21 protein-coding genes and 1 pseudogene are annotated in these 21,363 nt (G+C 75.1%); 16 read left to right on the forward strand and 6 right to left on the reverse strand.

Features of this window, described 5'->3' with window-relative positions; genetic code table 11:
- Window positions 1-6: 6 nt before the first annotated feature.
- The 4 genes from bioB (at window position 7) to ADL22_RS08035 (ending at window position 4,116) form a co-directional block, all read left to right on the forward strand.
- Complete coding sequence (gene bioB, locus ADL22_RS08020) at window positions 7-1,188, forward strand: biotin synthase BioB (RefSeq protein ID WP_066975184.1); 1,182 nt, start codon at window positions 7-9, stop codon at window positions 1,186-1,188.
- Window positions 1,181-2,485 carry an adenosylmethionine--8-amino-7-oxononanoate transaminase gene (locus ADL22_RS08025; protein ID WP_066975186.1) on the forward strand — a complete coding sequence of 435 codons (1,305 nt, stop codon included), beginning with the start codon at window positions 1,181-1,183 and terminating at the stop codon, window positions 2,483-2,485. The genes bioB and ADL22_RS08025 overlap by 8 nt, the downstream gene beginning before the upstream one ends.
- A gap of 70 nt (window positions 2,486-2,555) precedes the next feature.
- Window positions 2,556-3,269, forward strand: coding sequence for a dethiobiotin synthase (gene bioD, locus ADL22_RS08030; protein WP_066975188.1), 714 nt, complete (start codon window positions 2,556-2,558; stop codon window positions 3,267-3,269).
- 85 nt (window positions 3,270-3,354) lie between these two features.
- Window positions 3,355-4,116, forward strand: coding sequence for a class I SAM-dependent methyltransferase (locus tag ADL22_RS08035; RefSeq protein WP_066975189.1), 762 nt, complete (start codon window positions 3,355-3,357; stop codon window positions 4,114-4,116).
- 37 nt (window positions 4,117-4,153) lie between these two features.
- Here ADL22_RS08035 and ADL22_RS08040 read toward each other — a convergent pair whose 3' ends face one another.
- Genes ADL22_RS08040 through ADL22_RS08050 form a run of 3 tightly spaced genes read right to left on the reverse strand, consistent with a single transcriptional unit; the run spans window position 4,154 to window position 5,787 of the window.
- Complete coding sequence (locus tag ADL22_RS08040) at window positions 4,154-4,525, reverse strand: fic family toxin-antitoxin system, toxin component (RefSeq protein WP_066975192.1); 372 nt, start codon at window positions 4,523-4,525, stop codon at window positions 4,154-4,156.
- Window positions 4,522-4,803 (reverse strand): toxin-antitoxin system, antitoxin component, encoded by a 282-nt coding sequence (locus ADL22_RS08045; protein WP_066975290.1) that lies wholly within the window; start codon window positions 4,801-4,803, stop codon window positions 4,522-4,524. Before ADL22_RS08045 ends, ADL22_RS08040 begins: the two co-directional genes overlap by 4 nt.
- Before the next feature lie 24 nt (window positions 4,804-4,827).
- Entirely contained in the window at window positions 4,828-5,787 is a 960-nt protein-coding gene (locus ADL22_RS08050; protein ID WP_066975194.1) for a LysR family transcriptional regulator, read from the reverse strand.
- Between the two features lie 273 nt (window positions 5,788-6,060).
- On the opposite strand from ADL22_RS08050, the gene ADL22_RS08055 reads away from it, so the two are divergent.
- Window positions 6,061-7,542: an APC family permease gene (locus tag ADL22_RS08055; RefSeq protein WP_066975197.1), complete on the forward strand. Its 1,482-nt coding sequence runs from the start codon at window positions 6,061-6,063 to the stop codon at window positions 7,540-7,542.
- Between the two features lie 9 nt (window positions 7,543-7,551).
- Here the strand turns inward: ADL22_RS08055 and ADL22_RS36010 are convergent.
- Window positions 7,552-8,448, reverse strand: a pseudogene (locus tag ADL22_RS36010) (multidrug resistance efflux transporter family protein); the annotation flags it as partial.
- Between the two features lie 63 nt (window positions 8,449-8,511).
- Between ADL22_RS36010 and ADL22_RS08060 the strand changes: the two are divergent.
- From ADL22_RS08060 to ADL22_RS08085, 6 genes are all read left to right on the forward strand, one after another.
- Complete coding sequence (locus tag ADL22_RS08060) at window positions 8,512-9,240, forward strand: GntR family transcriptional regulator (protein WP_079063932.1); 729 nt, start codon at window positions 8,512-8,514, stop codon at window positions 9,238-9,240.
- 109 nt (window positions 9,241-9,349) lie between these two features.
- On the forward strand, window positions 9,350-10,240 hold the full coding sequence (locus ADL22_RS08065) for a TIGR03621 family F420-dependent LLM class oxidoreductase (protein WP_066975198.1): 891 nt from the start codon (window positions 9,350-9,352) through the stop codon (window positions 10,238-10,240).
- Window positions 10,241-10,311: 71 nt separating this feature from the next.
- Window positions 10,312-10,737 carry a GNAT family N-acetyltransferase gene (locus ADL22_RS08070; protein WP_066975200.1) on the forward strand — a complete coding sequence of 142 codons (426 nt, stop codon included), beginning with the start codon at window positions 10,312-10,314 and terminating at the stop codon, window positions 10,735-10,737.
- Between the two features lie 218 nt (window positions 10,738-10,955).
- Window positions 10,956-12,293, forward strand: coding sequence for a hemolysin family protein (locus ADL22_RS08075; RefSeq protein WP_066975202.1), 1,338 nt, complete (start codon window positions 10,956-10,958; stop codon window positions 12,291-12,293).
- Complete coding sequence (locus ADL22_RS08080; protein WP_066975204.1) at window positions 12,290-13,309, forward strand: hemolysin family protein; 1,020 nt, start codon at window positions 12,290-12,292, stop codon at window positions 13,307-13,309. Before ADL22_RS08075 ends, ADL22_RS08080 begins: the two co-directional genes overlap by 4 nt.
- A 201-nt stretch (window positions 13,310-13,510) precedes the next feature.
- On the forward strand, window positions 13,511-14,752 hold the full coding sequence (locus tag ADL22_RS08085) for an FAD-dependent oxidoreductase (protein WP_079063933.1): 1,242 nt from the start codon (window positions 13,511-13,513) through the stop codon (window positions 14,750-14,752).
- On the opposite strand, the gene ADL22_RS08090 is transcribed toward ADL22_RS08085, so the two are convergent.
- A complete protein-coding gene (locus ADL22_RS08090; protein ID WP_066975206.1) occupies window positions 14,727-15,350 on the reverse strand; it encodes a TetR/AcrR family transcriptional regulator in 624 nt (207 codons plus the stop codon). The genes ADL22_RS08085 and ADL22_RS08090 overlap by 26 nt on opposite strands.
- An 89-nt stretch (window positions 15,351-15,439) precedes the next feature.
- Here ADL22_RS08090 and ADL22_RS08095 point away from each other — a divergent pair, with 89 nt between their 5' ends.
- A complete protein-coding gene (locus ADL22_RS08095; protein ID WP_066975208.1) occupies window positions 15,440-16,300 on the forward strand; it encodes an SGNH/GDSL hydrolase family protein in 861 nt (286 codons plus the stop codon).
- A 38-nt stretch (window positions 16,301-16,338) separates the two neighbouring features.
- Here ADL22_RS08095 and ADL22_RS08100 read toward each other — a convergent pair whose 3' ends face one another.
- Window positions 16,339-17,034: a TetR/AcrR family transcriptional regulator gene (locus ADL22_RS08100; protein ID WP_079063934.1), complete on the reverse strand. Its 696-nt coding sequence runs from the start codon at window positions 17,032-17,034 to the stop codon at window positions 16,339-16,341.
- 159 nt (window positions 17,035-17,193) lie between these two features.
- Here ADL22_RS08100 and ADL22_RS08105 point away from each other — a divergent pair, with 159 nt between their 5' ends.
- From ADL22_RS08105 to ADL22_RS35690, 4 genes are all read left to right on the forward strand, one after another.
- Window positions 17,194-18,132, forward strand: coding sequence for a hypothetical protein (locus tag ADL22_RS08105; protein WP_079063935.1), 939 nt, complete (start codon window positions 17,194-17,196; stop codon window positions 18,130-18,132).
- On the forward strand, window positions 18,129-19,475 hold the full coding sequence (locus tag ADL22_RS08110; RefSeq protein ID WP_066975210.1) for a methyltransferase family protein: 1,347 nt from the start codon (window positions 18,129-18,131) through the stop codon (window positions 19,473-19,475). Before ADL22_RS08105 ends, ADL22_RS08110 begins: the two co-directional genes overlap by 4 nt.
- 232 nt (window positions 19,476-19,707) lie before the next feature.
- A complete protein-coding gene (locus ADL22_RS08115) occupies window positions 19,708-20,409 on the forward strand; it encodes a hypothetical protein (RefSeq protein WP_234430589.1) in 702 nt (233 codons plus the stop codon).
- Window positions 20,410-21,118: 709 nt separating this feature from the next.
- Window positions 21,119-21,289 carry a hypothetical protein gene (locus tag ADL22_RS35690; RefSeq protein ID WP_199836245.1) on the forward strand — a complete coding sequence of 57 codons (171 nt, stop codon included), beginning with the start codon at window positions 21,119-21,121 and terminating at the stop codon, window positions 21,287-21,289.
- Window positions 21,290-21,363: the final 74 nt, after the last annotated feature.

Raw genomic sequence — 21,363 nt, forward strand, 5'->3', positions numbered from 1 at the left:
AGCGCCATGGACCTGCTGAACACACTGGTGGACAAGGGACTGCGGCGCGAGGTGCCGACCCGCGAGGAAGCGCTCGCCGTCCTGGCGACGTCCGACGACGAACTGCTCGATGTGGTGGCCGCGGCGGGGAAGGTGCGCCGCGCGTGGTTCGGGCGGCGGGTCAAGCTCAACTACCTCGTCAACCTCAAGTCCGGCCTGTGCCCGGAGGACTGCTCGTACTGCTCGCAGCGGCTGGGCTCGAAGGCGGAGATCCTCAAGTACACCTGGCTGAAGCCGGATGACGCCTCGAAGGCGGCCGCGGCCGGGGTGGCCGGCGGCGCCAAGCGGGTCTGCCTGGTGGCCAGCGGCCGCGGCCCGACCGACAAGGACGTGGACCGGGTCTCGGAGACCATCTCCGCCATCAAGGAGCAGAACGAGGGCGTCGAGGTGTGCGCCTGCCTGGGGCTGCTCAGCGAGGGCCAGGCGGAGCGGCTGCGCGCGGCGGGCGCGGACGCCTACAACCACAACCTCAACACCTCGGAAGCCACCTACGGCGACATCTGCACCACGCACGACTTCGCGGACCGGGTGGAGACCGTCCAGCAGGCCCAGGCGGCGGGCATGTCCGCCTGCTCCGGGCTGATCGCCGGGATGGGCGAGACCGACGCCGACCTCGTGGACGTGGTGTTCGCGCTGCGCGAGCTGGACCCGGACTCGGTGCCGGTCAACTTCCTGATCCCGTTCGAGGGCACCCCGCTGGCCAAGGAGTGGAACCTCACCCCGCAGCGGTGCCTGCGCATCCTGGCGATGGTGCGGTTCGTCTGCCCGGACGTGGAGGTCCGGCTGGCCGGCGGCCGCGAGGTGCATCTGCGCAGCCTCCAGCCGCTCGCCCTGCACCTGGTCAACTCCATCTTCCTGGGCGACTACCTGACCAGCGAGGGCCAGGCCGGCAAGGACGATCTGGCGATGATCGCGGACGCCGGGTTCGAGGTGGAGGGCACCGACACCACCACGCTGCCGGCCCACCGCCGGGACGCGGCGCCCGCCCAGGACGCCCAGGACGCCCAGGACGCCCAGGACAGCCAGGACGCCCCGGACGCGGCGGACGCCACCCCGGCCGCCGTCCCCGCCCCCTCCGAGGAGGCCCGGCGCGATCTGGTCGCGGTGCGCCGCCGCGGCGCCGGCACCGACCTGCCGCCCAATGCCTGAGCCGCTCACCCCCGCCGAACTGCTCGCCCTCGACCGGGAGCACGTCTGGCACCCGTACGGGCCGATGCCCGGCCGCGGTGAGCCGCTGCTGGTCGAGTCGGCGGCCGGCGTCCGGCTGCGGCTGGGCCGGCCGGCCGAGGGCCGCACCGAGCTGGTGGACGGGATGGCGTCCTGGTGGTCGGCGGTGCACGGCTACAACCACCCGGTGCTCAACGACGCCGCGCGCGGCCAGCTGGAGCGGATGAGCCATGTGATGTTCGGCGGGCTCACCCACGAGCCCGCGGTCCGGCTCGCCAAGCGGCTGGTGGACATCACGCCCGAGCCGCTGCGCCACGTCTTCCTCGCCGACTCCGGTTCGGTGTCGGTCGAGGTGGCCGTCAAGATGTGCCTGCAGTACTGGCGTTCGCTGGGCAGACCGCGCAAGCGGCGGCTGCTGACCTGGCGCGGCGGCTACCACGGCGACACCTGGCAGCCGATGTCGGTCTGCGATCCGGACGGCGGAATGCACCACCTCTGGCAGGGCGTGCTGCCCCGGCAGATCTTCGCGGACCCGCCGCCGGCCGGTTTCGACGCGCCGCCGGACCCCGCGTACGCGGACCATCTGCGGGAGCTGATCGCCCGGCACGCCGACGAGCTGGCGGCGGTGATCGTGGAGCCGGTGGTGCAGGGCGCGGGCGGAATGGCGTTCCACTCCCCCGGCTATCTGCGGGTGCTGCGGGACGCCTGCGACGCCCACGGCGTGCTGCTGGTGTTCGACGAGATCGCCACCGGCTTCGGCCGGACCGGTGCGCTCTTCGCCGCCGGGCACGCCGCGGTCGCGCCCGATGTGATGTGCCTCGGCAAGGCGCTGACCGGCGGCTATCTCACCCTCGCGGCGACGCTGTGCACCGCGGAGGTCGCCAACGGGATCTCCCGCGGCGAGGTCCCGGTGCTGGCGCACGGCCCCACGTTCATGGGCAATCCGCTGGCCGCCGCGGTCGCGGACGCCTCGGTGGAGCTGCTGCTGTCCCAGGACTGGGCGCGCGAGGTCAAGCGGATCGAGGCCGGCCTGTGGGACGGGCTGGCGCCGGCCCGGGAGATCCCCGGCGTGCGCGACGTCCGGGTGCTGGGCGCGATCGGCGTGGTGCAGCTCGACCACCCGGTGGACATGGCGGCGGCGACCCGGGCCGCGGTCCGGGAGGGCGTCTGGCTGCGCCCGTTCCGGGACCTGATCTACACCATGCCGCCGTACATCACCGGCGACGAGGACGTGGCGCGGATCGCCGCCGCGGTGTGCGCCGCCGCCCGCGCGGGCTGACCCACCGGGGCGCCGGCCGCCCCCTTTTCCCTATTTCCCACCACCACTCGAGAGTTCGGAGGCACACCTCATGCCGGTGCTGTTCGTGACGGGCACGGGTACCGAGATCGGCAAGACCGTGACCACCGCCGCGATCGCCGCGGCGGAGCTCCGCCGGGGCCGCACGGTGGCGGTCCTCAAGGCCGCCCAGACCGGGGTCGGGCCGGACGAGCCGGGCGACGCGGCGGAGACCGCCCGGCTGGCCGGCCCGGCCACGATCAGCGAACTCGCGCGGTTCCCCGAGCCGTTGGCGCCCGCCACGGCCGCCCGGCGGTCCGGGCTGCCGCCGGTGGGCCCGCAGGAGATCGCCGAGGCCGCGGCGAAGCTGGCCGCCTCGCACGACCTGGTGCTGGTCGAGGGCGCCGGCGGTCTGCTGGTCCGGTTCGACGCGGCGGGGAACACCCTGGCCGACGCGGCGCGGATGGCCGGCGCCCCGGTCCTGGTCGTGGTCGAGGCCGGGCTCGGCACCCTCAACGCCACCGCGCTGACCGCGCTGGCGCTGCGCACCCACGGCCTGCGCTGCCCCGGCATCGTCATCGGCAGCTGGCCGGCCGAGCCCGGGCTCGCCGCCCGCTGCAACCTCGCCGAACTCCCCGACCACGCGGGCGTCCCGCTGCTCGGTGTGATCCCCGAGGGCTCCGGGTCGCTGCCGCCCGACGCCTTCCGGGCCGCGGCCCCCGGCTGGCTGGCCCCGGAACTGGGCGGCACGGGGCCGGCCCTCCCGGAGGGCGCCGGGGGCGCGTAGTTCCCTGGGGGGCGGGCGGCGCGTTATCGCCGCCCGGCACGTAACTCCCGTGCGGAAGACGCCCGTTGTCCCGGACACTGGCCCCATGGCCGACCACCCGACCACCGAGGCGGACCTCGCCGCCTGGTACGACGTGCTCAACCCCTGGGGCCCGGACAACGACTTCTACCTCGCGCCGGTCCTGGCCGCGGACGCCGTCCTCGACGTCGGCTGCGGTACGGGCACCCTGCTGCACCGGGCCCGGGAGGCCGGCCACACCGGCCGCCTCGCCGGGCTCGACCCGTCCCCGGCGATGCTCGACCGGGCCCGCCGCCGCGCGGACATCGAGTGGTTCCTGGCCGACGCCGGGTCCGCGAACGCGCCCGCCGTCGCCGGGACCGGCCCGGGCGCCGGCTTCGACCTGGTGGTGATGACCGGTCACGCCTTCCAGTGCCTCACCGCCGACGCGGACGTGGACGCCGCGCTGGCCGCGATCCGGGCGGCGCTGCGGGACGGTGGCCGGTTCGCGTTCGAGACCCGCAATCCGCTGGTGCGGCCCTGGGAGCGGTGGACGCCGGACCGGGCGGTGGCGGTGACCCGCCCCGACGGCCGCCGGGCGCGGGTGGCGCACCGGGTCGAGCTGCCGGTCGAGGGCGGCCTGGTGCGGTTCACCGAGACGTTCGACGGGCCGGGGTGGCGGGCGCCGGTGGTCAGCCGCGCGGCGCTGCGGTTCCTGGACGCGGCGGCGCTCGACGCCCGGCTGGCGGCGGCGGGCCTGGCTGTCGAGGCGCGCTACGGGGACTGGGACCGGCGGCCGTTCGCCCCGGACTCCCCCGAGATCATCACGGTCGCGCGGCCCCTGCCCTGAGCGGGTGCGCGGCGTCTGCCCTGACCGGGCGCGCGGGTCACTCCGTCCAGGTGCGCAGCTCGTCGGCGATGGCGCGGACGTCGGCGGTGCCGTCCTTGACCATGCGGGCCAGGTCGCGGACCTGTTCGGGCGAGGTGGTGACCTTCAGGCCGCTGGCGATGAGGAAGCCGTAGGCGACCGCGCTGGCGAACATCGCGTTGGAGCGCTCCAGCGCCGGTACGTGCAGCAGCAGTTGGAGCAGGGCGGCGGCGCGGTCCTGGGGTTCGGGGTAGACGGGGACGCCGAATATCTCGGCTTCGTGGCGGCCGACCGCGGCCATCAGGGCGCCCCAGTCGGTGACCTGCGGGTCTCCGGGGGTGTGCCGTTCGGCGATCAGGAGGAGCCAGGCGAGATCGATGCGCAGTGTCACGTCGTGCCCGGCTGTCCTTCCGCACCGCGCGGGTGCCGGTCGGCGGAGGGATGGCGGGCCGGGCCCGGGTCGGGCCCGAACTCCTCGGCGAAGACCCGTTCGTACTGCTTCATGAAGTCGGCGGCGGCCTCGACGAAGGTCTGGCCGACCTCGCCGGCGTCCTTGAGGACCAGCTCCTCGATATAGCGGTTCACGCTGACGCCCCGCTGGAGGGCGCGCTCCCGCGCCGCTTCGGCGGTGGCCTCGTCCACCCGGACGTTCAACTGGGTTTTCGCCACGTCCACCACGCTAGCGCGGTACCGCTAGCACCGGCAAGGGCGGTCCGCCGCGGCGGCGCCGAGGGGTTCCGCGCCGGGTTCCGCCGGGCGGTCCCGCAGTTCGCGCAGGACCGCGAGGAAGGCCCGTTCGGCGCGGGACGGCGGCCGGTCCCGGTGGCGGACGAGGCTGACCGGGCAGGACGGCGGGGCCGGGGTGACCGGCAGCGCGGTGAGCGTACCGGCGCGCAGCTCGCCGGCCACCGCGTGCTCCGGGAGCAGCGCCAGGCCCATCCCGGCCGCCGCGCACCGCTTGGCCGTCTCCGGCCCCCAGATGTCGGCCCGCGGCGCGCCGGCCAGGCCCCAGTCGGCCAGCGCCCGTTCCTGGCGGGCCCGGGCCGGCGAGCCCGGTTCGCGGAGCAGGAAGCGGGCGCCGGCGGCGGCCAGGTCGTGCGGGGTGACGGGGTCGGTGCCGGCCAGGGGATGATCGGGGGCGGCGATCAGCAGCAGCCGCTCGTCCAGCACCTGCTCCACGGCCAGCTGGTCGCCGGGCGGGCGGCCGGCCACCACGGCCAGCCCGATGCCGCCGGTGCGCAGCCGCTCGGTGACGGCCGTGGCGTCGCCGACGAACACCTCGCAGCCGACGTCCGGGTGGCGCCGCTGGTAGCGGGCGAGCAGGGCGGGCAGCAGATACGTGCCGACGGTCGTGGACCCGCCGACCAGGAGGCGCCCGGTGACCGGTTCGGCGGCCTCCTGGACGGCGGCCACCGCCTCGTCGGCGAGCCGGAGGACGCGTTCGCCGTACGCGGCGAGCAGGGCGCCCTCGGCGGTCGGCCGGACGCGGGTGCCGGTGCGGTCGATGAGGGTGACGCGGAGCGCCTGCTCCAGTCTGCGGACCTGGTTGGAGACCGCCGGCTGGCTCATGTAGAGCTTCTGCGCGGCGGCGGAGAAGCCCTGGTGCTCGATCACCTGCATGAAGATCCACAGTTGGTGGAGGTTGAGTTCCACGGCCCTCCCTCGGTCCTCGGCGCACGGCTGCGCGGGGCGCCGTGGGGGAAGCGCCATGATCGACTGCGCAGCCGACCCTAGCCGGGGAAGTCCGCGGGCGACAGGGCCGCCGGACGTGGCGGATCGCACTGCCCGCCCCGGCGCCGGGCCATCGGGGCGACCGGCGCCCGCCGCCCGCCGCGCCGCCGCCGGACGGCCGGGGCGGTGCCGCACGATGTGGTGCGGCCGGGCCGCCGGACCGCCCGGCCGCCCCGCCCCGGAGGAGCCAGCGCCGTGCCCGTGCCCGCCCCCGTCCCGCATCTGCGGCGCACGCTGCGCCGGTTCGACATCATGGCGATGGGTGTCGCCGCGGTGGTCTCGCTCGACGTCATCGGGCAGATCGCGGCGGGCGGCGGGCAGGCCGTCACCTGGACCGCGGCGCTGGCGGCGGCGTTCCTGCTGCCGTACGCGCTGCTGTTCGCCGAGACCGGCGCGGCCTTCCCGCAGGAGGGCGGCCCGTACGTGTGGGTGGACGTGGCCTTCGGGCGGCTGGCGGCCGCGCTGACCACGATCTTCTACTGGGTCACCAACCCGGTGTGGCTGGGCGGTTCGCTGGTCTACCTCGCGGCCGAAGCCTGGAACGGCTTCGTCTTCCCGCTCGGCTCCGGCACCCCCGCCGACTACGTCTTCAAGCTGGTCTTCATCTGGTCCGCGATCCTGACCGCGGTGGTCTCGCTGCGGCGCGGCAAGTGGATCACCACGGCGGGCGCCGCGGCGAAGGTGCTGGCGCTGGCGTTCTTCACCGCCACGGCGGTCGCGTACGGCATCCGGCACGGCTTCCGGGGGCTGGCGGAGGCGGACTTCGCGCCGAGCGGCGAGGGGTTCCTGACGCTGGTGCCGGTGCTGCTCTTCGCGTTCGTCGGGTTCGAGGCGCCGAACGCGGCGGGCGACGAGATGCGCGATCCGCAGCGCGACGTCCCGGTCGCGATCGGCGCGTCCGGTGCCATCGCCACCTGCTGCTATCTGCTGCCGGTGGCGGCGATCCTGTCGGCCGCGCCGCCCGGCCGGGTCACCGGGGTCGGCGGGTTCATGGACGCCGCGGCGCTGGTCTTCGAGGTCTACGGGAGCTGGCGGGGGCCGCTGCTGACCTGCGCCGCGGTGGTGTTCGCCGTGGCGCTGCTGACCCAGGGCAGCGCCTGGATGATCGTCGCGGACCGGATGCAGGCGATGGCGGCGGCCGACGGCGGGTTCTTCACCCGCGCGCTGGGCGCGTTCCACCCCAGGCTGGGCACCCCGGTGCGGATGAACCTGCTCTCCGGCGTCACCGCCACCGCCTTCATGCTCGCCGCCATGCACCTGGCGCACGGCGACGCCTCGGCGGTCTTCGGGGTGGTGCTGTCGGTGGCGATCACCACCCTGCTGCTGTCGTACCTCGCGGTGATCCCGGCGCTGCTGGCGCTCCGGCTGCGCCACCGCGAGGTGCCCCGGCCCTACGAAGTCCCGTTCGGCACAAGGGGGTTCACCGCGGCGGCGGTGCTGGTGTACGCGTGGATCCTGCTCGGCTCATGGGTGGCGCTGTTCCCCGGCACCCTGGAGGCGGCCGTCGGGATGCCGTACCACTTCCGGGCGGTCTGGGGCGTCTCCCGGCTCACCTTCGAGACGTTCACCCTGGGCACCGTCGTCCTGCTGCTGGCGGTCGGCGGCGCCGGGTACGTGACCCAGCGCGTGCGCGCACAGCCCGGCGACGATCAGGACCAGACCGGCCCAGCCCGATAGCGCGGGCGCCGCGACGCCCGCCAGCAGCGCCTCCCCGAGCAGGGTGAACGGCACCTCGGCCGCCTGGGTCGCCTCGACCGCGCCGAGCGCGGCGGGCTGGTGGCGCACCAGGTCGGTGGCGCGGAAGAAGAGGGTGGTGGCCACCACGCCGGACACCAGCGCGACCACCGCGGACCGCACCAGCTGGCCGCCGGGCGGCGGGCCCTGGGTGGCCGCGGCGGTCGCGGCCAGCGCCAGCCACAGCGGCAGCGAGCCGAGCGTCATGGCGAGCGTGCGCTGGACGCCGTCCAGGCCGTCGACGCCGAGCAGCCGGCGGTTGCCGAGCGGATAGGCGACCGCGGCGACCAGGACCGGCAGCACGACCCGCAGCGCGTCGCCCGCGCCGGTGCCCCCGGCGTCCCGCAGCTGGGTCAGGACGACGCCCAGCACGATCAGCGCGGACACCGCGAGGGTGCGCCGCGGGACCCGCTCGCCGCCGAGCGCGCCGAGGACGATGCCGGCGACGATCACCAGCTGCCAGGTGGCGGCCACCAGCCATCCGGCGCCGGCCGTCCCGGCCCAGGTCAGCGGCGCGTAGAAGAGGCCGAAGCCGACCGTGGACCACAGCAGCCAGCCGCCCGGCCGGGTCCGGAGGCTGCGCAGCACGGCGGGCAGTCCGCCGCGCGCCGCCACCAGGGCGAGCAGCGGGACGACCATGAAGAGGTAGCGCAGGCTCGCGCTCCACATCCAGGAGCCGCCGGACACGCTCATCACGCGGTTGAGGACGAAGGTGGTGGCGAAGCAGGCGGCGGCGAGCACGCCGAGCGCCATGGGGACGGCGGTGGTCCCTCGTTTCCCGCGCGCGGCTATCGGCACGGCTCTCCCTCGGTAGGACCGCTCCGGGAGGCACCTCCCGCGTACTGACATCTAAAATGTTAGTGGGCGGCTGGCCGACCCCGGCCGCCGGGTCCGTCCGCTTAGGATCAGGGCGTGACCGCACTGGAACCGGTGCCGAGACGGCTGCTGCGCGACAAGGCGTACGACGCGCTGCTGGAGGCGATCGTCTCCGGCGAGCTGCCGCCCGGGCAGAAACTCCACGACGGGGAGCTGGCCGAGCGGCTCGGCCTGTCCCGCGCGCCCGTCCGCCAGGCCCTGGCCCGGCTCGCCGCCGAGCGGCTGGTGGTCTCCAAACCGCAGAGCTACACCCGGGTCGCGCCGGTCGTGGCCCAGGAGATCAGGGACGCGCTGGCGGTCGTCCAGGCCATGCACGCGCTCGCGGTGCGGACCGCCGTCCCGGCGCTGACCGCGGAGCACCTGGCGCGGATGCGGGCGGCGAACGAGGCGTTCGTCCGCGCGCTGGACGCCGGGGACGCGTCCGCCGCGCTCGCCGCCGACGACGCGCTGCACGCCGTCCCGGTCGAGGTGTGCGGCAACGAGGCGCTGGCCGAGACGGTCCGCCGCTACACCCCGCTGCTGCGCCGGCTGGAGCGCCGCCGCTTCTCCAGCACCGCCGCCCGCGCCTCCGCCGCCCGCCACGACGCCCTGATCGACGCCTGCGCGGCGGGCGACACCGCGACCGCGGTGGCGCTGTCCGGGGAGATCTGGGGCGGGCTGGCGGCGGAGGCCGCGGCCGAGGAGGCGGCGGCCCGCGAGCCGGCGGACGCGGCGGCCGTACGGGCCGGCCGGCGGTCGCCGGGCGCCCGGCCCGCGAACGGCTGACCCGGCGGCCCGGGCCCGGCTTTCCCGCGTACGGCGGCCAACGCGCCGTGATTGCATGGCGGTTGACGGTTGCACGCCCGTACCCGACCACGGACCCCAGGAGGCCGCCATGCCACGTCCGTTCCGCTTCGGCGTCACGCTGCTCACCCTCGACACCGGCCCGGCCTGGCGCGCCACCTGCCGCCGCGCCGAGGAGCTGGGCTACGACGTCCTGCTCGTCCCGGACCACCTCGGGTGGCCGGCGCCGTTCCCCGCGCTGGTGGCCGCGGCGGAGGCGACCGAGCGCCCGCGCGTGGGCACCTTCGTCCTCAACGCCGGCTTCTTCAACCCCGCGCTGCTGGCCCGGGACGCGGCCACCACCGACCTGCTCACCGGCGGGCGGCTGGAGCTGGGCCTGGGCACCGGGTACGTCAAGGCCGAGCACGACGCGGCCGGGCTGCCGTTCGGGACGCCCGGGGAGCGGGTGGACCACCTGGAGCACACGGTGCGGGAGGTGGACCGGCTGCTCGGCGACCCGGAGCAGCTGCCCCGGCCGGCCCAGCGGCCCCGCCCGCCGCTGATGATCGGCGGCAACGGGCCGCGGGTGCTGCGGCTGGCCGCCCGGTACGCGGAGATCGCGGCGTTCACCGGCGGGCGCCAGGCCCCGGGCAAGCCCGAGGGCACGCTGGAGCTGCTGCCCGCTGAGCGGGTGGCGGAGGCGGTGGCCGCCTACCACTCGTACGCCGCGGAGCGGGCGGCGCCTGCCGAGCTGAACATCCTGGTGCAGCGGGTGCTGGTGACCGGCGACCGGCGGGCCGCCGCCCGGGAGTTCGCCGGCCACGGCGTCGGGGTGGACGAGGAGCAGGCGCTGGAGGTGCCGACGCTGCTGATCGGGACGCCGGCGCAGATGGCCGAGCAGCTGCGGGAACGCCGGGAGCGGTACGGCTTCTCCTACATCACGGTGCTGGAGACCGGTATGGAGGCGTTCGGGCCGGTCATCGAGGAGCTGAAGGGGAGCTGACCCCCGGAGAGCGGGGCCGGGGCGGCGCATCGTGGTCGACAGCGGGCGGGCGCCGGTGATGGGATCCCGGTATGAATGATCTTCAGGTCCGGGCCGCGACGCCGGCCGATCTCGACACCGTCCTGGCCTTCTGGAAGACGGCCGCCGAGGGCACCAGCATCAGCGACGACACCGACGGGGTGGCCCGGCTGGTGGCGCGCGATCCGGAGGCGCTGCTGCTGGCCGAGCGGGGCGGGGAGCTGGTGGGCACGGTGATCGCCGGGTTCGACGGCTGGCGCTGCCATCTGTACCGCCTCGCCGTCCACCCGGACCACCGGCGGCGCGGGATCGGCGGGGCGCTGCTGGCGGCGGCCGAGGAGCGGTTCGCCGCGCTCGGCGGCCGGCGCGCGGACGCGATGGTGCTGGACCGCAACGACCTCGCGCACCACGCCTGGCGGGCGGCCGGCTACGGGCCCGAGCCGCAGTGGACCCGCTGGGTGAAGCCGCTCACCGGCTGAGCGGCCGGCCGGGGTGGCGCCAGCCCGCGTGAGCTGCGCCACCCCGGCGCACTTTGCCGTGCCTTTACCCTGGAGTCCCCGGGTACACGGCCCGGGACCCGCTTCCGGTGAAAGGTGTGTGAGCGTCCGGCCATGGCCGAGCCTCCCAGTTGTCGAGCGTCCCTGCGACGGGGCGCGAACCTCCCGAACGTGTCCGACCATGGGACGGAGGTGACCCGATGACCGACCTGCTCCTGCTGGCCGTGGCGCTCGCGCTGACCCTGGCCTGCGGTGTCTTCGTCGCGGCGGAGTTCTCGCTGACGACCGTGGAGCGCGGCGACCTCGAACGGGCCGTGGCGCGCGGCGAGCGGGGCGCGGACAGCGCCCTGACGGCGGTCCGGAGCCTGACCTTCCAGCTCTCCGGCGCCCAGCTCGGCATCACGGTGACGGGCCTGCTCATCGGCATGCTCGCCAAACCCGCCATCGCCACGCTGCTGTCCGGGCCGCTGACCGCGATCGGGCTGTCCCGGTCGGCGGCGGACTCGGTCGCGCTGGTCCTGGGCACGGCGGTGTCCACCGTCGTCCTGATGGTCGTCGGCGAGCTGGTGCCCAAGAACTGGGCGATCTCCAGTCCGCTGGCCATCGCCAAGCGGGTGGCCACCGCCCAGCGCGCGTTCAGCGCCGCCTTCCGGCCGCTGATCCGGCATCTGAACAACACCGCCAACCGCACCGTCCGCCGGCTGGGCCTGGAGCCCGCCGAGGAACTGGCGTCGGCGCGCGGCCCGCAGGAGCTGGTGGCGCTGGCCCGGCACTCCGCGCGGGAGGGCGCCCTGGAGGCGGACACCGCCGAGTTGTTCGTCCGCACCCTCAACCTCGCCGACCTGACGGCGGAGAACGTCATGACCCCGCGGGTGCAGGTGATCGCGCTGGACGTGCAGTCCACCGCCGAGGACGTCGCCAACGCCACCCGGGCCACCGGCCTGTCCCGCTTCCCCGTCTACCGCGGCAGCCTCGACAGCGTCGTCGGTGTCGCGCACATCAAGGACGTCCTGGCCGTCCCGGCCGGGCTGCGCCCCCGCCACCCGGTCTCCGAGCTGCTGCGGGAGCCGCTGCTGGTGCCCGAGACGCTGACCGTCGACCGGCTGCTGGACCGGCTGTCCGGCCGGCGGACGATGGCGGTGGTCATCGACGAGTACGGCGGTACGGCCGGGGTGGCCACGCTGGAAGACATCGTCGAGGAGGTGGTCGGCGAGGTCCGCGACGAGCACGACCCGCTGGAGATCCCGGATCTGGCCCCGGCCGGCCGGGACGCCGAGGGGCGGGCGGTCTACCACGCCGACGGCGCCGCCCGCGCCGACCAGCTGGAGCGGATCGGCCTGCGGCTCCCCGAGGGCCCGTACGAGACGCTGGCCGGGCTGATCGCCACCGAGCTCGGCCGCATCCCGCGCCCCGGCGACAAGCTCCAGGTCGCGGGCTGGGCGCTGGACGTGCTGGACGCGTCCGGCCACCGCGCGGCCCGGGTGCTGCTGCACGCCCCGCCGGCCGGTACCGCGCAGGCCGAGGAGGCCCGCCGATGACCGCGATCCAGTTGCTGATCGGTCTGCTGACCCTGGTCGTCAACGCCTTCTTCGTGGGCGCCGAGTTCGCGCTGATCTCGGTGCGGCGCAGCCAGATCGAACCGCACGCGGAGGCCGGCGACCGCCGGGCGGGCCGGGTGCTGTGGGGGCTCCAGCACGTCTCGGCGCTGCTGGCCGCGGCCCAGCTGGGCATCACGCTGTGCACGCTGGTGCTGGGCGCGGTCGCCGAACCGGCCATCGCGCATCTGCTGACCCCGCTGTTCGACGCGGTGGGGCTGCCGGACGCGCTGATCCACCCGGTGTCGTTCGTGATCGCGCTGGCCGTGGCGACGTATCTGCACATGCTCTTCGGCGAGATGGTGCCGAAGAACGTGGCGCTGGCCGAGCCGGTGCGCAGCGCGCTGCTGCTGGGGCCGCCGCTGGTGGCGCTGGCCCGCGCCCTGCGCCCGGTGATCTTCGCGGTGAACGCGCTGGCCAACAGCGCGCTGCGGCTGCTGCGGGTGGAGACCCGGGACGAGGTCGCGGCCACCTTCTCGGACGCCCAGCTGGCCCAGATGGTGGAGGACTCGCGAGCCGCCGGACTGCTCGACGAGCGGGCCCAGGAGCGGCTGCGGGACGCCCTGGAGCTGGGCCGCCGCCCGGTGCGGGACGTGGTCCTGCCGGTGGATCAGGTGGTCTCGGCGCGGATCGGGATCACCGCGGAGGAGCTGGAGGAGCTGGCCGCCCGGTCCGGTTTCTCGCGCTTCCCGGTCGTCGACGACACCCGCCGGATCCTGGGCTATCTGCACGTCAAGGACGCGCTGGACGCCACCCGGCGGACCGCGCCGTTCCCGGTGTCGGCGCTGCGCCCGATCGCCCGGGTGCGGGCGGCGACGCCGCTGGACGACGTGCTGACCGCGATGCGCGGGTCGCGGACGCACCTGGCCGCGGCGATCGGCGACGACGGCAAGCTGGCCGGGCTGGTGACCATGGAGGACGTCCTGCGGGAACTGGTCCTCCAGCAGCAGACCGGCTGATCCGGTTCCGCCCGGCCGCCGCGGCCGGGCGGCGGGCGACCGGCCCCGAACGGCCCCGGAACGCCCCGGAAAGCGGCCCCCGGAAAACCCCTCACTGACCGATCGGTTAGATTGCTGACCGATCGGTCAGTCGCCTGCGCGTACCCCGCCGCGGCCGCCCGGTCACGCATCCGTACGCGTACGCGACGAGGGGGCAACACAATGGACCGCACGACATGCTGCGTGGTGGGCGGCGGCCCGGCCGGCATGATGCTCGGCCTGCTGCTGGCCAGGGCCGGGATCGAGGTGACCGTCCTGGAGAAGCACGGCGACTTCCTGCGCGACTTCCGCGGCGACACCGTCCACCCGTCCACCCTGAACCTCCTGGACGACCTCGGGCTGGGCGCCGCGTTCGCCCGGCTGCCGTTCCCGAAACTGGAGGAGATGCGCGTCCAGGTCGGCGGCACGACCGTGGTGATGGCCGATATGCGGCGCATCCCGGGCCGGCACAAGTACTTCGCGATGGTCCCGCAGTGGGACTTCCTCAACCTGCTGGCCGGCGCGGCCGCCCGGGAGCCGTCGTTCACCCTGCGGATGCGCACCCGGGCCACCGGGCTGCGCACCAGCGGCGGCCGGGTGACCGGCGTCCGCTTCACCGACGAGCACGGCGCGCCCGGGGAGCTGGCCGCGGACCTGGTCGTCGCCTGCGACGGCCGGGACTCGGCGATCCGGGCGGCCGCCGGGCTGCGGCAGCGGTCCTTCGACGTCCCGATGGACGTCTGGCAGATCCGGGTGGACGCGCCGGCCGACGCCCTCAAGGGCGGCCGGGTCTTCGGCCGGTTCGGCGGCGGCCAGGCCGCGGTCACCATGGACCGCGGGGACTACTTCCAGACCTCGTACCTGATCCCCAAGGGGCAGGACGCCGCGCTGCGCGGCCACGGCATCCAGTGGCTGCGCGACCGGCTGGGCACGCTGTTCGGCTGGGACGCCGGGGTGACCGGCACCATCGGCTCCTGGGACGAGGTCAAGCTGCTGGAGGTGACGTTCGGGCGGCTGCCGCGCTGGCACCGGCCCGGCCTGCTGTGCCTCGGGGACGCCGCGCACACCATGTCGCCGGTCGGCGGCGTCGGCGTCAACCTCGCGCTCCAGGACGCGGTGGCCGCCGCCCGGATCCTGGCCGGGCCGCTGCGCCGCGGCACGGTCGGCGACGCGGACCTGGCCCGGGTGCAGCGGCGCCGGGAGTGGCCGATGGCGGTGGTCCAGGCGTCGCAGCGGGGCGAGCACGCGATGATCAAGTCCGCGCTCGACGGCACCCTGCGCGGCGACCGGCTGCCGGTGCCGATGCGGCTGCTGCGGCGGGTGCCCCCGCTGCGGACCGTCACCGGCTACCTCGGCGGGATCGGCATCCGGCCCGAGCCGACCCCCGACTTCGCCCGGGTCAGCCCCGGGGCGCGACCGCGTTGAGGGTGAAGGTCTCCAGTTCCGCGGCGGCGGCGTCCAGGTCGAGGTCCGGGTGGACGAGCCAGTGGCTGATCACCCCGTCGATCGCGCCGCCGATCGCCAGCGCCACCGTGCGGGTGTCGAACTCCCGCAGCACACCCGCCTCCTGACCCTCCGTCAGGAGTGCGGCGAGGCCCTGCCAGCGGTCGTGGGTGTCGTGCGAGCCGGGCGTCTTCAGGCGGGTGCCGCCGTCGTCGTCGAGCAGCATCTCGGTGATCACCCGGACGTGGCGGCGGTGGTCCCGCTGGTAGCCGATCATCGCGCGGACGTACGCGAGGAGCGCGGCCAGCGGGTCCGGGGCGCGCTCCACCCGCTCGCGGACGTAGCCGGAGAACTCCGCCATGACCTGCGTCAGCGCGGCGCGGGTGAGGTTGTCCTTCGAGGTGAAGTGGTAGAGCACCGCGGCCTTGGACACCCCGGCGCGCTCGGCGATCGCGGAGAGCGAGGTGGCCGGATAGCCGCGGGTGGAGATCAGATCGATGGTGCACTCGATCAACTGCTGCCGCCGGGCCCGCTCGGTGAACGTCGCCGCCTCCGGGTCCGCGCTCCGCCGGGGACTCATCCCACGCCCACCTCTGCCTTTCCGTACCGCTCCTCGGCCCGCACTCCGGCCGCAGACGACCGTACACCGCGGGATAGGATCACCGCGCCATGGAGAAGATTGTGCGGTACACGAGTTTCGTCGCGGTGGGCGACAGCTTCACCGAAGGCATGTCGGACGGCCTCCCGGACGGCTCCTACCGGGGCTGGGCGGACCTGCTCGCCGCCCGCCTCGCGGCCCTCCCCCGGCCCTCGGACGACGTCGCCGCGCCCGCCTTCCGGTACGCCAATCTCGCGGTGCGCGGCAAGCTCATCGACCAGATCGCCGACGAGCAGTGCGGCCCGGCCGCCGCGATGGGCGCGGACCTGGTGACGCTGGTCGGCGGGCTCAACGACGTACTGCGCCCGAAGTGCGATGTGGAGCGGGTGTGCGCCCGGCTGGCGGACTGCGCGGAGGTGCTGGCGCGCGGCGGCGGGCAGCTGGTGCTGATGCGCAGCCCCGGGCGGCGCGGGCCGGTGCTGGAGCGCGTCCGGCCCCGGATGGAGCGGCTGTTCGCCCGGATCGACGAGCTGGCCGCCCGGCACGGCGCCGTCGTGGTGGACCTGTACGCCTCCGAGGCGCTGGCCGACCCGCGGCTGTGGGCCGACGACCGGCTGCATCTGAACACCGAGGGGCACCGCCGGGTCGCCGAGGCGGTCTGGCAGGCCCTGGGGCTGCCCGCCGAATCCGACTGGAACGCCCCGCTGCCGCCCGCGGCCCCGCCCCGCTGGGCCGCCCGCCGCGCCGCCGACCTGCGCTTCGCCCGGGAGCACCTGATCCCGTGGATCGGCCGCCGGATCACCGGCCGCTCTTCCGGCGACGGCCGCACCGGCGCCCAGGTGAGCCCGGACCTGGGCGTGCCGTTCTGGATAAGCCCGGCGGAGGGGGCGGCGCCCGGGCCGGTCACGGGGTGGCGGGCGCTGACGCCGTGATACCGGGGCGCTGACGCCGTGACCCAAAGGCCCGTCGGCTACTCCCCCGTCCGGGGGCGCCGCCGCGGCATCCGCACGGTGAGCAGTTTCGCGCGCGGCGCGAGCCGGCGGGCCATCGCGAACACCGAGTCCGTCCGCGACCGGTCGGCGTCCAGCACGGTGAAGAGGTTGACGCCCAGGTAGAAGGTGATCGCCGCGTTCGCCAGATCGCGGGGCGGTGTCAGACGGGCCAGCGGGGTGCCGCCGATCACGCGGTCGAGCGTCTCCTCGATGAAGCGCAGCCACGGCTCGGCCCGTTCCGACAGCGGCTCCCGCAGCTCCGGCTTGGCCACCGCGGCGGCCACCAGCTCCGAGAACAGCGTGATGTGGCCGCCGTCGAGGTCGTCGCGATAGACGCGGGTGGCGGCCTCGGCCAGCTCCTCCAGGGTGCGGACCCCGGCGACCGTGGCGCGGTGCCGCGCCATCCGCTCGGCGGACGAGCGGTCCAGCGCCGCGAGCAGCAGCGGGTCCACCCCGCCGAAGTGGTAGAAGACCAGCGCCGAGTTGACCCCGGCCTCCTTGGCGATCGTCCGGGCGCTGGTCCCGGCGTAGCCCTGCTCCTTCAGGACCGCGGTGGCCGCCGCGATCAGCCGGTCCTTGGTGTCCGCGGCCCCGCCGCCCGCCCGCTGCCGCTTCCCGGCCCCGGAATCCTTCGTTCCGTCAGGGCCCTTGCCACCACTGCGCTCCGCCGTCATCGACCGTCCTTTCGCCGAGCCCTCATCATACGGTTTAATCAAGTGGTTAAATCGCTCGATGAAACAGCCGGAGCGGTCGATGCGCCACCGGTACGCCCGGTGCGCGGACGAACGGAAGCAGGGGTGGGGACGATGGACGGGACCGAAGGACGCCGGCCCATGACACGGGCGCGCCGGCAGCTGGTCTGGTTCCTGGCGGCGCTCTTCGCGGCGATGCTGGTCTACAAGGTGCTGCACGCCGGCCATCTGGAGCAGACCGCGCTGTTCTACGTGGGCCTGCCCGCGGTCATCGCCCTGGCGGTGGCCATCGGGTCCCGGCCCAAGAGCGTCACCGGCACCGCCCTGGCCGCCGTGACCATCGGGCTCGCGCTCGCCGGGCCGCTGCTCGACGAGGGCGTGGTGTGCCTGATCATGGCGGCGCCGCTGTTCTACCTCATGGCCGTGCTGATCGCCGCGCCGGTGGACTGGGCGGCCCGCCGCGCGCGCCGCGGCCAGAGCGGCGGCGGGCGGGCGCACGCCTTCGCCACCGTGCCGCTGATCGCGCTGCTCGCCCTGGAGGGCAGCGGCGCGTACGACCTGCCGCGCGACGGCGCGGCGTCGGTGACCCGGACCGTGGCGATGAGCCCCGGGGAGTTCGAGCGGGCCCTGGCCGCGCCGCCGCGCTTCGCCGCGCCCGAACCGGTCTTCCTCCAGATCCCCTTCCCGCGCCCGCAGCGCTCCGAGGGCGCGGGCCTGGCCCCCGGGGACCACCGGCAGATCACCTTCAACCCGCACCGCTCCCTGGGCATCGGGTCGCACCCGACCCCGCGCGGGATGCGCCTGGTGGTCGCCGAGCACACCCCCGGCCGGGCCGTCTTCACCGTCGCCCGGGACACCACGCTGGCCCGCTGGCTCGACCTCCGGTCGGCCGCGGTGACCTGGCGGCCCGCCGCCTCCGGACGCACCGAGGTCACCTGGACCCTGCGCTACCGCCGCACCTTCGACCCCGGCTGGTACTTCGGCCCGCTCCAGCAGTACGGGATGGAGCAGGCCGCGGCCTACCTCTCCGACACCTTCTCCCGCCCCGCCGCTGCGCCCGCCGGCCCGGTCGCGCGATGACCGCCGGCCCCGGTGGCGACCCCGCGCTCATCCGCGCCGTCTGCCTCTTCGGCCCGCTCCTCGCCACCGGGGCCGCGGCGCTGCGGCGGCCCCCGGACCGGCGCACGCTCGCCGCCGCGCTCCTGGCGTCCTCCTGGAACGCGGTCGGGCTGCCGGCCGTCAACCTCCTCGCCACCGCGTGCGGCTGGTGGACCTTCCACGCCGACGGCGGTACGGCCGCCGGGCTCCCCGTGGACCTGCTGCTGGGCTGGGCGCTGCTGTGGGGCGCGCTGCCCGTCCTGGCCGGCGCCGACCGGTTCGGGCTGCCGCTGCTGGCCGCGGCGCTGGCGTGGTTCGACCTGGCGGCCATGCCGCTGGCCGCGCCGGTCGTCCGGCTCGGCGGCGGCTGGCTCGCCGGGGAGGCGGTCGCGGTGGCGCTGGTGCTCGTCCCCGGGCTGCTGCTCGCCCGCTGGACGGTGCGCGATCGCCACCTGGCCCTGCGCGCGGGCGCGCAGCTGCTGCTCAGCGGCGCCCTGATGCTCGCCCTGCCGCTCGCGCTCGTCCGGCCCGCGCTGCCCGGCGGCCGGGCCGGCTGGGCGCTCACCGCCCAGCTCCTCGCCGTACCGCTGCTGCTCGGGGCGGTCGCCGTCCGGGAGTTCGTCCAGCGCGGCGGCGGCACCCCGCTGCCCTACGATCCGCCGCGCCGGCTCGTCACCAGCGGTCCCTACGCCTACGTCCGCAACCCCATGCAGCTCTCCATCGTCCTCTCCTACCTCCTGCTCGGCCTGCTGGCGCGCGATCTCCGGCTGCTCGCCGGGGCCGCCGCGGCGTTCGCGTACGGCGCCGGGCTCGCCGCCTGGCACGAGGGCGGCCGGATGCGGGCGGTCCACGGCGCGCCCTGGGCCGCCTACCGCGCCGCCGTGCCCGCCTGGCTGCCCCGGCTCCGGCCCTGGAGCGGCAGCGCCCCCGCCCGGCTGTACGTCGCCGAGAGCTGCGGTCCGTGCAGCGAGTTCGGCCGCTGGGTGGCACGCCGGCGGCCGGTCGCGCTGGAACTCGTCCCCGCCGAGCACCACCCGCGCCCCCTGCGCCGGATGACCTACGAGACGGCCGACGGCACCGTCCGCGCCGAGGGCATCGCCGCGCTGGGCCGGCTGCTCGGCCATCTCCACCTGGGGTGGGCGGTCCTGGGCTGGCTGCTCGTGATCCCAGGACTGCGATGGTTCGTCCAGCTCTGCACCGACGCCCTGGGAGCGGGGCCGCGGGACCTCGGGGCGGAGCCGCGCGAGCTCCGGGCGGAGCCGAGCAATCTCTGGGCGGGAGGCCGCGATCTGCCGCAGGGGGCGAGCCGGGGTGCCGACGGCTGACGCGGCAGCCGAACGCGCGCCGAGCACACTTCCCAGCGACGATCACCCGCTCCCCGGCCTTACGGCCGCCTGCTGCGGGGCCGGGCACACCGAACAACTCCAAGAACAATTCCAAGCGAACGGCAACCCCAACTGCCCAACCGCCTCTCACCGCTGAGCCCGTCCGCCCCACAGCGCACACCACCTCACTAATGCGGTGCACTCGCGATCGAGCCCCCGCTAGCCTGCCCGTGTGCAGGAAGCGGATGAGGTACGAGACCTTCCCGGCTGGCGGGTGCTCGTCATCGGGGGCGCGTCGGGGATGGGCAAGACCGGTGTCGGGCGGGCGCTGGCGCGGCGGTACGGCGTCCCCGTCGTGGAGGTCGACGACATCGTGGAGGCCCTCCTCGCGGTGACCTCGCCCGAACACCTGCCGGAGGTCCACTTCTGGCGCACTCACCCGGAGGCCGCCCACCAGGCGCCCGAGTCGGTGGTCGAGCGGCAGATCGCGATCGCCCGGGCGCTGGCGCCCGCGGTCGAGGCGGTGGTGGCCAACCACGTGAGCACCGACACCCCGGTGATCCTTGAGGGTGACTACATCCTGCCCAGCCCGGCGACGCCCCACGGCCCGGTCCGTGCCGTCTTCCTTCACGAAGACGACGAGGACCAGGTGGCAGCCAACTACCTTCACCGCGAACCGGAAGCCGGACCGCAGCGCCACCGGGCGCGCGTGAGCGTGCTGTACGGCCGATGGCTCGCCGCCCAGGCACGCGCGGCCGGCGTACCGGTCACTCACCCCCGCCCGTGGCAAGACCTGCCCGACCGCGCCGCCAAGGCAGTGGAGGGCGCGGCACACCACCTGCCGTCCTTCCCCATACCTACGACACGTCCCCGAAGCAGCAGCCAGCAGCCCTGCCAGGACGAGCGTGGAACCCTTCGTGGGGAGTGGTTCTGAACAACTGCTCAGCAAGGCGTGCTCGAGCTGGGCTACGGGTTCCGCATCGGGATCTTCGGATCAGCCCCCCCACGGCTGCGGTCGCCAGGGAATCGTCGACGTTCTGCCGTCCTATAGGGATGGAGTCCTTCCCCATGCCTCCAGGGTCCGGCGGTGATCGGTCCGCCTTCATCCACGGACCGGATCGGGCGGCATCAGCGGCTCGATCCGATGCCACATCACATCAGTGATCACCGAATCGTTGATGAGCTTCGGCGCACTACGGCCCCCTTCCGCAAGACCACCCCCTCCACACGGGGCGACAGCTGCCGCGATGACGGCGCGGCCGCAGCGGTCTGCGCGTGACGCGGCCCGATGATCCGACCGCGATCCTCGGAGAGGTATGAGCCAGTGGTGGCCGTTTGGCATGCCACGCACCGGGATGGCCAGGTCAGATGTCGCTTGCCGCCGGTCAGGCGGTGTGGGTGAGCGCCGGACAAACCCTGACCCCGCAGCGCGTGGTTGCGCTCGTGGGCGCGTACGTAGCCGCGCGGCTGGTTTGAGGCGGTCTGTACCATTTCTTGTCGGCGCCCGGCCAAGGCTCCGGTGCACCCCGGAGGGGCCCTTGAGCAGCGTGTTCGCCACTCATCGGGCGTGGCCGGTACCGCCCCTCCCTCCCGGCGTTACGCTCGTCCTAGCGGCGAAATGTCCCGATCGTACGGAGGCGGCGATGAGCCAGTACGACGAGTACACGACCCCGTCCCAGGCCGAGGGCGAGCGGCTGGACGAGGACCGGGATCCGGCCGAGCAGCGGCACCCGGAGACCATGCGCACCCAGCCGTCCCAGGCGGAGGGCGAGCGGCTGCCGGAGGACGACGAGGACGTCCCGCGGAAGACGTGATTCCGCCGGCGCCCGGCGACCGTCCCCCGGGCCGGGGCCCGGCCCGCGGCCTGGAGGAACGCACAACCGGCACC

This window comes from Streptomyces sp. NRRL F-4489 (assembly GCF_001509485.1).
Taxonomy (GTDB): domain Bacteria; phylum Actinomycetota; class Actinomycetes; order Streptomycetales; family Streptomycetaceae; genus Streptomyces.

Bases quoted from the DNA above. Each gene is read 5' to 3' on its own strand.
- ADL22_RS08075 (WP_066975202.1), top strand. From the start codon at position 10,956: ATGACCGACCTGCTCCTGCTGGCCGTGGCGCTCGCGCTGACCCTGGCC.
- ADL22_RS08105 (WP_079063935.1), top strand. From the start codon at position 17,194: ATGACACGGGCGCGCCGGCAGCTGGTCTGGTTCCTGGCGGCGCTCTTC.
- ADL22_RS08070 (WP_066975200.1), top strand. From the start codon at position 10,312: ATGAATGATCTTCAGGTCCGGGCCGCGACGCCGGCCGATCTCGACACC.
- ADL22_RS08080 (WP_066975204.1), top strand. From the start codon at position 12,290: ATGACCGCGATCCAGTTGCTGATCGGTCTGCTGACCCTGGTCGTCAAC.
- ADL22_RS08100 (WP_079063934.1), bottom strand. From the start codon at position 17,034: ATGACGGCGGAGCGCAGTGGTGGCAAGGGCCCTGACGGAACGAAGGAT.
- bioB (WP_066975184.1), top strand. From the start codon at position 7: ATGGACCTGCTGAACACACTGGTGGACAAGGGACTGCGGCGCGAGGTG.
- ADL22_RS08110 (WP_066975210.1), top strand. From the start codon at position 18,129: ATGACCGCCGGCCCCGGTGGCGACCCCGCGCTCATCCGCGCCGTCTGC.
- ADL22_RS08085 (WP_079063933.1), top strand. From the start codon at position 13,511: ATGGACCGCACGACATGCTGCGTGGTGGGCGGCGGCCCGGCCGGCATG.
- ADL22_RS08065 (WP_066975198.1), top strand. From the start codon at position 9,350: ATGCCACGTCCGTTCCGCTTCGGCGTCACGCTGCTCACCCTCGACACC.
- bioD (WP_066975188.1), top strand. From the start codon at position 2,556: ATGCCGGTGCTGTTCGTGACGGGCACGGGTACCGAGATCGGCAAGACC.
- ADL22_RS08090 (WP_066975206.1), bottom strand. From the start codon at position 15,350: ATGAGTCCCCGGCGGAGCGCGGACCCGGAGGCGGCGACGTTCACCGAG.
- ADL22_RS08025 (WP_066975186.1), top strand. From the start codon at position 1,181: ATGCCTGAGCCGCTCACCCCCGCCGAACTGCTCGCCCTCGACCGGGAG.
- ADL22_RS08095 (WP_066975208.1), top strand. From the start codon at position 15,440: ATGGAGAAGATTGTGCGGTACACGAGTTTCGTCGCGGTGGGCGACAGC.
- ADL22_RS08035 (WP_066975189.1), top strand. From the start codon at position 3,355: ATGGCCGACCACCCGACCACCGAGGCGGACCTCGCCGCCTGGTACGAC.
- ADL22_RS35690 (WP_199836245.1), top strand. From the start codon at position 21,119: ATGAGCCAGTACGACGAGTACACGACCCCGTCCCAGGCCGAGGGCGAG.